The sequence below is a fragment of the Gemella massiliensis genome (genome assembly GCF_900120125.1).
In the GTDB taxonomy this organism is placed as follows: domain Bacteria; phylum Bacillota; class Bacilli; order Staphylococcales; family Gemellaceae; genus Gemella; species Gemella massiliensis.
The window spans coordinates 77383-91965 of record NZ_LT635544.1; the positions used below are offsets into that span (position 1 = coordinate 77383).

Genomic DNA, 14583 nt, shown 5'->3' on the forward strand with positions numbered 1-14583 from the left:
ATTATTAAAAGGGGTTTTAACATGTACGATTATTTAATAGTAGGTGCAGGACTTTCAGGGGCAATTTTCGCCTATGAAGCAACGAAAAAAGGAAAAAAAGTAAAAGTAATAGATAAGAGAAGTCATATCGGCGGAAATATTTATTGTGAAAATATAGAAGGTATTAATGTGCATAAGTATGGAGCACATATTTTCCATACTTCAAACAAGGGAGTATGGGATTATATCAATCAATTTGCCGAATTTAATAACTATATAAATTCACCGGTAGCAAATTATAAAGGGAAATTATATAACCTGCCATTTAATATGAATACATTTTATGCTTTATGGGGGACTAAAACTCCGGCTGAAGTAAAAACTAAAATAGCGGAGCAAACCGGTCACTTGCAAGATACTGAACCTAAAAACTTGGAAGAACAGGCGATAAAACTGATTGGAACAGATGTATATAAAACGCTAATCAAAGGGTATACAGAAAAACAATGGGGAAGAAGTGCAACAGAATTACCGCCGTTTATTATTAAAAGGTTGCCAGTAAGATTTACGTTTAATAATAATTATTTTAATGATCGTTATCAAGGTATACCAATCGGTGGGTATAACGTTATTATTGAAAATATGTTAAAAGGTATAGAAGTAGAACTGAATGTAGATTTCTTTGAAAATAGACAGGAATTGGAAGGCTGTGCTAAAAAAGTAGTTTTCACCGGAATGATAGATCAATATTTTGATTATAAATATGGCGAATTGGAATACAGAAGTCTTCGTTTTGAGCATGAGATATTAGATGAAGATAATTTCCAAGGAAATGCAGTTATCAATTATACCGAACGAGAAATACCATATACCAGAATTATTGAGCATAAACATTTTGAATACGGAACTCAAGAAAAAACTGTTATTACACGTGAATATTCAACTAGTTGGCAACGTGGAGACGAACCATATTATCCAATCAATGACGAAAAAAATAATGCGATATATCAAAAATACTTAGAAGAGGCGAATAAAAATAATAATGTTATTTTTTGCGGGCGTCTTGCAGATTATAAATATTACGATATGCACGTAGTAGTTGAACGAGTATTAGATGTGGTGAGAAATGAATTAGAAAAGTAGCGGGTATGTTTCAGGCTAAATTTTCGATAAAGATTTGTAATGAAATAGATACCTATAATTGACTTATAGAGAATTGATTTTGACTAAGGTTCAAAAATCTCCAAGTAAAATGCAAAATATTTTACCGTTACCGCTACAAAGAATAATCAACAAAGAATTTTGTATAAAACAAATAATTTCAATAAAAAGTTACGAAAATTTTGAAAAGGGGACTTATTGTGAAACTCTTAAAAAATTATTTATACAATGTATCATACCAATTATTAAATATTATATTGCCAATTATAACGGTACCTTATGTAACACGTGTTTTTACAAGCGAAAATTTGGGGAATTACGGTTTTTATAATTCTATTGTCAGCTATTTTGTTTTACTGGCTAATCTGGGAATAAATATTTACGGTACAAAGCAGATAGCTTCATCAACCAACGTAAACAAAACATTTTGGAATATTTATGCTATTCAGGTAACAACAAGTATAGTATCAATTTTATTGTATTGTGGAGCACTTAACTTAGTTCCGACGATGAATAATAAAATAGCTGTTTTGTTAGTTATTAGTTTGTTTTCAAAACTTTTAGATATATCTTGGTTATTTACCGGCAGAGAAGATTTTAAAAGAATCACAATAAGAAATGCGAGTGTAAGATTACTCGGGGTTATTAGTATTTTTCTATTTATTAAAAATGAAAATCAGATTTACCTTTATGTTTTTATTCTAGTTATTTTTGATTTTTTAGGGCAATTAATAATGTGGTTTCCTGCTAGAGAGTATATAAGAAAACCTGAATTTAGATGGGACGGCATAAAGAAAAATATTAAACCTACAATATTACTATTTTTACCACAGATTGCAATTTCATTGTATGTTGTTATGGATAGAACGTTACTGGGAATATTTGGGTCTTTTTATGATGTCGGTATTTATGACCAAAGTCAAAAATTAATAAGTATCTTGCTTACGATTGTCAGTTCGTTAGGGGCTGTGATGTTGCCGAGAGTTGCTAATTTGTTAGCTGAAAAAAAAGAAAAAGAAGCTCTACAAATGGTTGAATTTTCTTTTTTGGTTTATAATGTAATAATTTTTCCTATGATTTTTGGGTTGATGGTTATTAATGAATTGTTCGTTAATTTATTTTTAGGGGAGAATTTTGGAAATGTAAAATACAGTTTATATATTATTTCTTTTAATATTTTATTTATAGGTTGGACTAATATTTTAGGATATCAAGTGCTTGTTGTTAGAAATAAAAATAAGGAATTTATGTTGTCTACAACTATACCGGCGATTGTCAGTATTTTAATAAATATCGCATTAATTCCTTTATTGGGGTACATCGGTGCTTCAATAACATCGGTTATTGTAGAATTTTTAGTATTTATCTTACAATGGAATTACAGTAGAAAAATAGTAGATATTCGTATCATTTTTAATAACAAATTTATTAAAATATTGTTTTCTACAATAATAATGTTTATTGTAATAGAATTATTAAAAGTATTGGTTGGATTATCTAATATAATAGGATTAGTAATGTATATTTTAGTAGGTGGAATGGTATACATCAGCTTAATTTTATATTTAAAAGTTATAGATATAAAGGAATTAAGAGAGATGATAAAATAAGTTGATTGGTTAAATTAATGAGTTTTATACCAAATGGCTAGTTTTATTTTAAAATATTTTTTATCTTTTTTCACGAAAATTATGGGGAAAACGGTTTTATGTAAAATATAAATAATATTGAGAATGAAAGGGTACTAGTTTCCAAAACTTATCCAAGTTTTGGAAACTAGTACCTTCGATGTTTAGTATTTGACATAGAGCATATTACCTTATTTGATTATTTATTAAAAAATTTTATAGTATAATTTACAGGAAGTATTTCTTCAACAATTTAGATATTTTTTCTTGTATTAATTATTTCGCTCATATCTTTACTATATATCCCATTTAAACACTGTTTTAAAAGCATTGTTTAAGTCGCTTGCAAATATTTTATGAATATCACCGATATTTTTTACAGATTGTTCTAAGTAGATAATGTTTTTAAATCTACGTTCAAATTTTTTATCTTCAAGCATCGCTATTGCTTTTTCAAAATCACTTCGTCCGGAACGTGATGAACCGATTAAGGTTAGACCTTTCTCAAGGATATCACGTGTATTTATGCTTACATGATATTCACTAACTCCCATTAAGACAAGACTACCTTGCGGTTTAATATATTTAATAATATCATTAATAGCATATCCGCTTCCATCTCCACCACAGCACTCAAATCCATGATCAAATGTAAGATCAGCAGGAATATCATCTGTTAAATATGTTTCCTTGGCAAACGAGAATAGCTCTAATTTTTCCCAGTGTCTTCCTATCACAATAATTTGCGTTTCCGGTAATGTGTAGTTTACAATATTTGCCATAACAAACGCAAGACTACCGTCACCAATTATCGCAATACGTTCTTTTTTACTGTGTGAATCTTTCAAAAAACGTTCCATAGCGTGCATTCCGACACTTATAAATTCAGTTATTGCGGCAACACTATCATCAACTGTGTTATAAGGTACTACTCTATCTGCAGGTAAAGCAATAAATTCACGCATAAAGCCATCAAATCCGCTGGATAAAAAGTGAGTCCCCGGCATATAATTTTCATACATTTCTTCATCACTTGCACGAGGCGGTTGATTTGGTATCATTACAACGTGTTGTCCTACTTTATATGTTCCGGTCGGATCTGCAATAACTACACCGCAGCATTCATGAATAAGTGCCATTGGCAACTTCTTGGCAAGTATCTTAGGATCACGCTTACCTTGATAATAACGTTGATCGGCATGGCACACAGCCATATAATTCGGGCGAATAATAACTTTATCTCCGTTGGATAAATCTTCTTCCTTATATTTAACATTAATAAATTTCGGTTTTATTAGTTGGTATATATGATTAATCATTTTACTCGTCCTCTAACATCCCTTTAGCTATTTTCAAATCCGTTACCGTTGTTATTTTAATATTCGAATATTCTCCTTTAGCTAAAGCAACTTTTTTCCCTTTGATAACAAAAATTTTACAAGCATCTGTAAGCACTGATTTTTCTTCCGCACTCAACGAATCATATAATGATAGAAAATCTTTACAACGAAAACTTTGAGGAGTTTGCCCTTGATAATAATGTGCTCTATTGGGAATAGTTGTAATATAATTCCCGTTTGTACTTTCTACAATCGTATCCACCGCTTCCACAACCGTATCTACCGCTTCGTTTTCTTTTGCCAGTCGGATATTATCTCTTATAACACGTAATGTAATAAACGGGCGTACAGAATCGTGCGTTATGACAATATCATCATCTTCTAACTTTTTATAATCGTTAATAGATTCAATTATTTTTTTTATTGTTGTATTTCTATCACTACCTCCTGCGGTAATAATTATTTTTCCACGGAATGTAGGTAAATATTTATCAATCAAATCCTCTGCATGACTAACCCAGTCCTCATGTACCCCAACAACAATTCGTTCAATTTCAGGTTCAAGAACGAATTTTTCTATCGTATGAATAATAATAGGTTTATTCCCTAAATCAAGAAATTGTTTAGGCATATTACTTATGCCCATGCGAGTTCCTGTCCCGCCTGCTAATATTCCAGCATATATCATATATATTCTCCTTAAATATTCTCATTTTTTACTTAATTAATACCATTATAACATAAAACGTTATATTTTTACCATATCTTATCAGTTTTGTATTTGCTTATTTTTAACCGTATAGTACATGATCTTAACATTTTCATAACACATGATAGAATATTTATGGTATAATAAATAGAAATAATTTTGTAGTAAGGTGCGAAATGAGTAGTATTGATAAACGATTTGAAACTGAAATAGTAGATAGATATAAAAAAATAATAGAACAACGCAAAATGTCGTTGTATTTGAAGTTGTTTTTTGACAAGTTGTTGGCATTATTTTTGTTAATAATACTGTCACCGGTAATATTATTTTTAGCATTATGGATAAAAGTAGATAGTAAGGGACCTATTTTTTATAGACAGGAACGAATTACGATTTACGGTCGACCGTTTAAAATTTTCAAATTTAGAACGATGGTGCAAGATGCCGACAAAATCGGTTCAGCCGTTACCCTTCAAGATGATCCACGTATTAGTAGAGCGGGCAGAAAACTACGTAAGTTGCGACTTGATGAATTGCCACAGCTTATTAACGTTCTTATAGGTGATATGAGTTTTGTAGGTGTCCGACCGGAGGTTGCGAAATATGTTGATAAATATACCGATGAGATGAATGCAACACTTTTGCTTCCGGCGGGTATTACTTCCCCTGCCAGTATTGAATATAAAGATGAAGATGATGTGATTGCACGATATAAGGATAGTGATTTATCCATTGATGATATCTATATGGAAAAAGTATTACCGGAGAAAATGAAATATAATCTACAATATATTAAAGAATTCAGTATTTTAAATGATATTAAAATTATGATAAAAACTGTGGTTGTAGTATTAAGATAACTACTAATAACAGTTAAGAAAATGCAAAATGTGAATAGAAATAGTTCTGTATCTATTGAGTGATATGGAGCTTATTTTTGTTATGTAGGTAAAATTATATATTTATATACAAAATATTATTTGTTGCTAATTCTATAGTAGTGGTAACCTTAAGAAATCAACCACAAAGGATAGAAACGAGCCTAATAGCAATGTTTGTAAAATAATATATACTTTGATTTTCATATAAAACCTATAATTGATTATTATGTTGTAATTTGATATAATCAAGAGTATAAAAATGTAGAATTACAGTAATTAAAAAAAGCGTTCTGCTGGTTTAAAATAGTAATACAATATTTGATTAAAGCGGTTTTAAGCAGTATATTTTGTATTATTAAAACGGACAATGAGTAGAAATTAGAAGAGTATTTTAAGAAAATAATTACAGTAATAAAAGTAATAATGGTATTAGTGATACTTACTATGTAACTAAGGAGAACAATAATGAAACGATACAATATTCCATTTTCTCCGCCGGATATTAGCGAAGAAGAAATTAACGAAGTAATTGACACTTTAAAGTCAGGTTGGATTACAACAGGACCGAAAACAAAAGAATTGGAGCGTAGATTGTCAGAATTTACCGATACACCGAAAACGGTTTGTTTTAATTCTGCAACGGCTGCTCTTGAATTGGCATTGCGTGTGTTAGGTATCGGTAAAGGGGACGAGGTAATTGTTCCGGCAATGACTTATACTGCATCATGTAGTGTTATTTATCATGTTGGCGCGAAAGCTGTTATTGTTGATATTCAAAAAAATGGTCATGAGATGGATTATGATAAATTGGAGAAAGCCATTACATCTAAAACAAAAGCCATTATTCCGGTGGATTTAGCCGGAATACCTTGCAATTATGAACGTATATTCAGCATTGTAGATAGTAAAAAAGATTTGTTTAAACCGAATGGAAAATATCAAGAAAAGCTAGGGCGAGTGGCTGTTGTTGCTGATGCGGCACATGCGTTAGGAAGTGTGTACAAGGGGCAAAAAATTGGTAGTGTTGCCGATTTTAGCACATTCTCGTTTCATGCGGTAAAAAACTTTACTACAGCGGAAGGTGGTAGTGTTACGTGGAGAAATAATCCGGTATTTGATAATGATGAGTTATATAAAGAGTTTCAAATTTTATCATTGCACGGTCAAACAAAAGATGCTTTGTCTAAAATGAAAGCAGGGTCTTGGGAGTATGATATTATATTACCTGGTTATAAATGTAATTTAACTGATTTGGCGGCATCAATAGGCCTTGTACAGCTAAAACGCTATCCGGATCTGTTGAAGCGAAGAAAAGAAATAGTTGAAAAATATGATACAGCTTTTAGAGGTACACGCATAGTACCGTTAGTGCATAAAACGGAGAATTTTGAATCATGTAGGCATCTTTACATTACTCATATAAAAGGTGCAACGTTTGAACAACGAGGTAAAATTATAGAAAAAATGGCAGAGATTGGCGTTAGCTGTAATGTTCATTATAAGCCTTTACCATTATTAACAGCGTATCATAACCTCGGTTTTGATATAAAAAATTATCCAAATGCGTATGCTTATTACGAAAACGAGATTACTTTGCCACTTCATACATGCTTAAGTGACAGTGATATTGATGTAATAATAGATAAATTTAAACGAATTGTAACGGAGGTTGTGGGTGAGTAATTTACAGGAAATTCAAAATAGAAGTTTAGAAATGGCTGAGTATTTTGTAGAATTTTGTAATGAACATGGCTTACTATGTTACTTGTGTGGCGGTGGTGCGATTGGTACTTTAAGGCATAAAGGGTTTATTCCGTGGGATGATGATTTAGATTTTTTTATGCCTCGTGAAGATTACGAAAAATTACAGGTGTTGTGGCAGAAGTATGCTGATAAAAGATATTTTTTGTCAAAAAGTAATAGAGATTTTGTTGATAGGAATTTATTTATTACTATTCGTGATACTCAAACTACATGTATTAAACCTTACCAACAGGATTTAAATATGCCGCACGGTTTAGCGTTAGATGTGCTGCCGCTTGATTACTATCCTAAAGATAGCACAAGTAGAAAAAAACAAGTGCGTTGGGCGTTAATATACTCGCTGTTTTGTGCTCAAACTATTCCAACAAATCATGGGAAATTAATGCAAATAGGAAGTACAGTTTTATTAGGTATTACTCCGAAAACTTTACGTTATAAAATTTGGAAAAAAGCGGAACATGAGATGACGAAATACACTAGAGCAGAAAGCGATGGTATAACAGAACTTTGTTCAGGACCGGGATATATGAAAAAAAAATATCCGTTGGATGCTTTTGACGAAAGTATATTTATGCCGTTCGAACAGACAAAAATGCCGATTCCTAAAGGTTATGATGTATATTTAAAAACAGCCTTCGGTGATTATATGACTCCACCGCCGAAAGAAAAACAAGTCCCTCATCATGATGCTCTTGTAACGGATATGGAGAAAAGTTACTTAGAATACGGAGGAGAATATGGGAGATAAGATTAGTGTCATTGTTCCAGTGTACAATGTAGAGCAATATTTAGAACGTTGCGTTGATTCTATTATTAATCAAACATATAAAAATCTTGAAATTATTTTAGTAGATGATGGTTCCACTGATAATAGTGGAAAGCTTTGTGACGAACTAGTTCAAAAAGATGACAGAATTAGGGTAATTCACAAGGAAAATGGTGGACTTTCCTCTGCGCGAAATCGTGGAATAGAAGAAGCTACTTCGGATTTAATAGGGTTCATAGATAGCGACGATTATATTGATAAAGATATGTATGAACTCTTGCTAAATAACCTGAAAAAAGAAGAAGCGGATATCTCTATGTGCGGACATTATGATGTGTTTAGCGGTGTTGTAGAAAATCAAGTTACAAAAATACAGCAGTGGAAATTAACTAAAGAGGAAGCTATAAAAATGGTAATGGAAGCAAAAATTCTTTCAGTTACGGCTGTTAATAAATTATATAAAAAGATCTTATTTGAAGATTTAAAATTTGAAATTGGAAAAATAGCAGAAGACGCGTTTATAATGGTGAAACTTCTAGATAAGTGCAACATAATAGCAGCAACAAATGAAAAAAAATACTACTATATTCACAGAGGAAATAGCATTACTACACAAAAATTTTCTCCAAAATTTTTAAATGTAATAGAAGCATATGAGCAAAATTACGATATTATTAAAAATAACTATCCGAATTTGTTAAATGTAGCTATAACTAGGCTGAATTGGGCGTATTTTTATGTTCTAGATAGATTATTAGTAGATAAAGATTATACAGATAAAGAATTAGAAAATAAATTAATAAATTATTTAAAAACAAATAGAAAAAATATATTAGAGGATAAATTGTTTACTAGGGGAAGAAAAATAGGTTTTGTTTTCTTACTAATTCATAAGAATTTGTATAAAAAAATACTTAAAAGAAAAACAAATTAGGAGATAATCATGATAAAACTAATAGATAAAAATTACTTCAAAATAAATCTTTTGTTTATAGTAACAATTTCTGTGTATTGTATGTGTGGTTTGATTGTACCACTGCAATTTATTTCAGCAAATAAAATAATTACAGCCTCTATGACTTTGTTAGGAGTACTAATAGCGACATTTAATTTATGTACAAAAAAAATATTTTTTAATGTGAAAAATATAGAATATTTAATACTATTTTTTATTTTGAATATAGTAACTTGTTTATTTGTAATAAGAGAAGGGTATGTAGCTAATGTGAAAAACATGGTAGTTTTTTATATATACTTTTTCGCAATATATCCTATATTTAAAGTTATTTCTAGAGAAAACAGTATAAAATTATATAATGTATTCTTTATTATAATTTCATTTATAAATACTGTAGGTGTAGTTATATCACTAGTTCAATTTTTGATGATAAAAGGCTACAGGGTTCATGACTACAAAGGCTTGCTAATAAGACAAGGTTTTATGGAATCAAGGTTATTTGGTATCCTAGCAAGTCCTAATTACTTGTCTATAGTTTCGTTAATAGTAATTATATACTTAGGAAGTATCTTGTTAAAAGTGACTAAAAATTATAAGATAATTATACTAGTAACTATCTTCTTCAATTTTACATATGTAGTTCTTTCAGGGTCAAGAACAACACTATTGAGTTTAATGATAGTGACAGTTGTATATTCAATTATTAAATTTTTTGATAGAAAATATTATAAAGGTGTATTAAAAATATTCTTAGCGATAGTTGTGGTACTTTTTAGCTATAAGGCTATTAATTTTTCTAGTGATCAGTATCTAAAACATTACAGCAATGAATTTAAGCAGACAGAAGAAAAAGATAAAAAAGATTTAACACTAGAACGAACGGATACTAGTGAAGAAAATATTTCTAACAATAGATTTGCAATCTGGAAGTCAACTTTACAGTTTGTACCCAAAAAACCATTATTAGGGTATTCTTCAGGAAATTGGTATGAAGTAGCAAAAAAACAAGATAAAGATGCTTATATAGTAAGAGAACATTATTTAACTCATAATGGATATTTAGAGATATTATTTTATAATGGTCTCTTAGGATTTTTATCAATAGCTGTATTTTTTGTTTCATTTTTGAGAAGTATGTTAAAAAATACTATAGAAAAAAAAGGGAATGGTATAGAGAATAAGCCCTTACAGCAAGTCTTATTGACAGCCATAGTAATATTAGTTTCTAACTTGTTTTTGAGTTCTACATTTTATGGAATTTCTCTTTTAGGAATAATATTATTCTTAGCGGTAGGTTATTATTTTAATATTATTTTGGTAGACAAAGAAGAGTATGTAGAATTAAATGAAACTCAGTTAAAAGAAGTAGAATTAGGAGTGATGGACTATATTCACAATATTTGTAAAAAAGAAGAAATTAAATATACTTTAGCTTATGGAACTTTACTAGGTGCTGTAAGACATAAAGGATTTATTCCTTGGGATGATGATATAGATATATCTTTAACAAGAAAAGAATATGATAGATTATATGAAGCTATAGTAAAAGATGAGAATACCCAATATGGAGTAGTCTCATATAAAAACAACAAAAAATATCCATATCCATTTTATAGAGTATATGATAAAACAACATACTATGAAAACAATTATATAAATAATGATTTAAAATTAGGGATTTGTGTGGACATTTTTCCTTTTGATGCATATAATGATGTAAACAAAGAGATGACGAAATTAGATATATATAGACAGTTATCAGTTTATACAATGTATGGCGTGACTAATAAAAAAAATGGTTTAAAAAATATATTTCGTTATTTGTTAGTTTTAGGATTTAGAATATTTTCTGTAAGAAAATGGAATGAAAAAATGAATAACTTAGCTTCTACTGGTAGTAATGAAGAGTATATAGATTATCTTATGGAAAAAAAATCAAAAAATACTAAAATTAGAAAAAATGCATTAGATAATACGATAAAAGTCAAGTTTGAGGATAGAGAATATTATATTTCGAAAGAGTATAATCATATACTTAGCACTATATATGGAAAAAACTATATGGAAATTCCTAAGGAAGAAGATAGAATAAAACATGATAATTTTAAAGCATATAAAAAAGGTGGGAATATCTAGTGTTACAGTGGTTAAAAAGAAGTTTGGCTAGTTTTTTAGGTGATAAAAAAGACATAGTTAAAAATTTTCCTATTATAAAATCTTTGAATAAAAAAGCAAATATAGAATTAGATACCAAAAGAAGTGAGTTATTAAGTGATAATTTCGTAGAGATTTTGGACGTAGTTTATTCTTCTAAATTAAAAGATTATTCATTATGGTTAGATTTTGGGACATTGTTAGGGTATTATAGAGAAAATGATTTTATAAGCCATGATTTAGATATGGATTTTGGTATTTTAATACCAAACTTAGAAGAATTTTATAAAATAGAAAAAACATTACTTCAAAAAGGGCTTGCAAAAACTAAAGAATTTTACTATGATGAAAAATTAGTAGAATTATCATACGATTATAAAGGGTTAAATGTTGATTTTATAGTTTATGAACGGCAAGGAAACAGCTTAAATTCAAAAACTATCTTTTATATGAAAAATTCCTTAGGTAAACCGACTCGTCTAGAAGTTTATGACTACAGTCTACCTTTTTCAGAGTTAAAAAAAGTTGATTTTAAAGGGATAGATATAAAAGTTCCAGATAATGCGAAAGAATATCTTTCAGCTTTATATGGGAAAGATTTTGAAATTCCTAATACAAATTATAATTGGAAAGGAAACCCAATTTATAAAAAAATTGATGCAAATAATGCGTCAGTTGTATTAAAAAATAGAAAGTAAATTATTGGGAGATAGATTTATGAAGCAAAGAGTAGCTTTGTGGGATAACTTGTCACATGTGTGATAATTGGACATTTTGCAGATCAGTTTACTGATGTATCTCGAATTTATGATAGTATATTTTTGTTTATTTATTCATTTCATATTCCATTATTTATATTTATATCAGGATATTTTTATAAGAATAAAAATATCACAGGAAAAGCTATATTTTTTATAAGTATTGGTTTTGCATATAAGATATGTTCAGCTATTATAGAAAGGTTTTTAGGTACTATAAATGTAGAATTTAATCTTTTATGGGATGGAGGTATCTCATGGTTTATGTTTGCGATAGCGGTATATCTAATAACAACGAAAGTATTAGAAAATCAAAATATTAAATTTATATTTGTGTTTTCTATTCTTTTAGCATTATTTGTTGGATATGATCAATCTATAGGTGATTTTTTATATTTGTCAAGAATAATAGTATTCTTTCCTTTTTATTTGATTGGTGTACTTCTAAAAAAATTTGATATAGTAGAGTTTAGGAAAAACAATAATCAGTATATAATTTTGGGGATAATTATTTTAGCTGTATGGTTAGGTATATGCTTTTTTAAAGTTGATACATTCTATGGATTGAGATATCTATTTACAGGAAGAAATTCATATTTTCCAAAAATTATGAGTATTGCTCCTATTATTAGATTAGGATGTTATGTAGTGTCTTTTATTGTAGGAGCTGCGATTGTAATGGTAATACCTAATAATAAAATTCCAATTATCAGTGATATGGGGAGAAACTCAATAAATGTTTATTTTTGGCATATGAATGTATATTATATTTTAAATAAATTGTTTAGAGTTTTGAACTTGTTTTTCTATGGAATACAAGGGAAGTTTGCATTTTTACTATTAGCTATCATAATTAGTTTATTATTGTCTTTAAATGCATTTAGTTTTCCTATAAAACAAATTAGAAAATTTGTTTTATAAGAAAAAAACATCGTGGTTATTAAAATGGCTCAACAAAAAAACGGACTGATGAAAAAATCAAGTCCGATTTTTTTATGACAAATTCACAAAAAAATATAGAAAAAAACGTAAATATCCGTTATAATTTAATCGTCTAAAACTAAAGAAAGGATACTTACGTCATGAATAATTATAATACAGATTTAAAAATATTACTAGGGGTTAATGATAATAATATAAAAATTACAGGAGTAGAAGATGTAAAATGTACGAAACAATCAACACAACTACTTCCTAAGATACTATTCAAAATAGTTCACGCAAAGGTAGAATATCCTCAACCTAAATGTAATAACTGCGGAGTAAAAGGTTGTGCAAAAGTTTTAAAAAATGGTAGTAAACTCTCACGTATAAAACTTCAAAAATGCCGAGGAAAAGCTACCTATCTACACTTAACCAAACAACGATACTACTGTAAAAACTGCAATAAATACACAACAGCTAAAACAACCGTTACCGAAGGAAAATGTACTATCTCCCTTGAATTAAAACGAGAAGTTATATCTAGATTAACACTGGAATCATCACGTAAATCAATAGCTAGAGAATGTAAAATTAGTGATACAACGGTATATAATATCCAAAAAGAACTATATAACTCTTTATCTAAAAGACCATCTACCAGATTACCGGAATATCTTTGTTTCGATGAATTTAGAGCGACTAAAGATGTAGAAGGACACCTCAGCTTTATATATTGCGATGCTTTAAACCATAAGGTTATAGATATTCTTACAAACAACAGAAAGTCAACTATAATAGATCATTTTAAAAAGAGATATACATTTAAAGATAGATTAAATGTAAAAATGGTCTGTATGGATATGAACGCCGGATATATGGCTATGGTAAAAGTATTGTTCCCTAATGCATCTGTAATTATTGATAGGTTCCATATTATTCAAGCTTTTAATAACACTTTAAATAACTTAAGAACACGTGTTATGAGAAGATTTAAAGATAATGATAACGATAGAATATATAAGCAATTTAAAAGATATTGGAAGTTATTATTGAAAAGAGAAGATGATGTGCCTAGTGATGATTATGGAAGAAAATATCATTTTAAACAATGGATTACAAGTAGAAAAATAGTAGAACACCTTATTAAACAAGATAATGAGTTAAAAGAAGCATACTATACTGTACAAATGCTTTTAGATGCATATGATACTCATGACTTTACAGGATTTTTTGATGTTATTAATTTAAGTAAAACTACTATCGCTGAGGAATTTTCAGCTACTTTTAAAACTTTTATTAAAAACAAAAAGTATATAGAAAATGCTTTAAGATATAATTTATCTAACGGTCCAATAGAGGGAATTATTAATAAGGTGAAAAATATTAAACGCACTAGCTATGGATATAGAAACTTCTTCAGTTTAAAAGCTAGAGTATTAATAATATTTAACTTAGGCTACTCTAATACTGATAGAATCAATAAAGATGTAATAGATTACAGTATTAATATTGCTTAATTAGGTACACGAAATTATTCTAAGTTTGTATTACTTTATTGACT

Annotated in this window: 12 protein-coding genes; 10 read left to right on the plus strand and 2 right to left on the minus strand. The window is 29.0% G+C overall.

Features of this window, described 5'->3' with window-relative positions; genetic code table 11:
• Nucleotides 1–21 precede the first annotated feature (21 nt).
• Both glf and BQ7358_RS00425 read left to right on the plus strand, forming a co-directional pair.
• Entirely contained in the window at nt 22–1122 is a 1101-nt protein-coding gene (gene glf / locus BQ7358_RS00420) for a UDP-galactopyranose mutase (RefSeq protein WP_062172195.1), read from the plus strand.
• Nucleotides 1123–1340: 218 nt separating this feature from the next.
• The gene (locus BQ7358_RS00425) at nt 1341–2750 is read left to right on the plus strand and encodes an oligosaccharide flippase family protein (RefSeq protein WP_062172198.1); all 1410 of its coding nucleotides are present in this window, start codon (nt 1341–1343) and stop codon (nt 2748–2750) included.
• Between the two features lie 314 nt (nt 2751–3064).
• On the opposite strand, the gene BQ7358_RS00430 is transcribed toward BQ7358_RS00425, so the two are convergent.
• Nucleotides 3065–4087, minus strand: a complete 1023-nt coding sequence (locus BQ7358_RS00430) for a ribitol-5-phosphate dehydrogenase (protein ID WP_062172199.1) — start codon at nt 4085–4087, stop codon at nt 3065–3067.
• Nucleotide 4088: 1 nt separating this feature from the next.
• Nucleotides 4089–4796, minus strand: a complete 708-nt coding sequence (locus tag BQ7358_RS00435) for an IspD/TarI family cytidylyltransferase (RefSeq protein WP_062172201.1) — start codon at nt 4794–4796, stop codon at nt 4089–4091.
• A gap of 197 nt (nt 4797–4993) precedes the next feature.
• Between BQ7358_RS00435 and BQ7358_RS00440 the strand changes: the two genes are divergently transcribed.
• The 8 genes from BQ7358_RS00440 to BQ7358_RS00475 all read left to right on the plus strand — a co-directional run bounded on the left by BQ7358_RS00440 (nt 4994) and on the right by BQ7358_RS00475 (nt 14539).
• A complete protein-coding gene (locus tag BQ7358_RS00440) occupies nt 4994–5677 on the plus strand; it encodes a sugar transferase (protein ID WP_062172203.1) in 684 nt (227 codons plus the stop codon).
• Between the two features lie 486 nt (nt 5678–6163).
• Entirely contained in the window at nt 6164–7381 is a 1218-nt protein-coding gene (locus tag BQ7358_RS00445) for a DegT/DnrJ/EryC1/StrS family aminotransferase (RefSeq protein ID WP_062172205.1), read from the plus strand.
• Complete coding sequence (locus tag BQ7358_RS00450; protein ID WP_062172207.1) at nt 7374–8210, plus strand: LicD family protein; 837 nt, start codon at nt 7374–7376, stop codon at nt 8208–8210. Before BQ7358_RS00445 ends, BQ7358_RS00450 begins: the two co-directional genes overlap by 8 nt.
• Entirely contained in the window at nt 8200–9162 is a 963-nt protein-coding gene (locus BQ7358_RS00455; RefSeq protein ID WP_062172208.1) for a glycosyltransferase family 2 protein, read from the plus strand. The genes BQ7358_RS00450 and BQ7358_RS00455 overlap by 11 nt, the downstream gene beginning before the upstream one ends.
• 9 nt (nt 9163–9171) lie before the next feature.
• Nucleotides 9172–11322 (plus strand): LicD family protein, encoded by a 2151-nt coding sequence (locus BQ7358_RS00460; RefSeq protein ID WP_072520094.1) that lies wholly within the window; start codon nt 9172–9174, stop codon nt 11320–11322.
• Nucleotides 11322–12038, plus strand: coding sequence for a LicD family protein (locus BQ7358_RS00465; protein ID WP_062172213.1), 717 nt, complete (start codon nt 11322–11324; stop codon nt 12036–12038). Before BQ7358_RS00460 ends, BQ7358_RS00465 begins: the two co-directional genes overlap by 1 nt.
• A gap of 60 nt (nt 12039–12098) precedes the next feature.
• On the plus strand, nt 12099–13019 hold the full coding sequence (locus tag BQ7358_RS00470; protein ID WP_231723788.1) for an acyltransferase family protein: 921 nt from the start codon (nt 12099–12101) through the stop codon (nt 13017–13019).
• 161 nt (nt 13020–13180) lie between these two features.
• Nucleotides 13181–14539, plus strand: coding sequence for an ISL3 family transposase (locus BQ7358_RS00475; RefSeq protein WP_072520095.1), 1359 nt, complete (start codon nt 13181–13183; stop codon nt 14537–14539).
• Nucleotides 14540–14583: the final 44 nt, after the last annotated feature.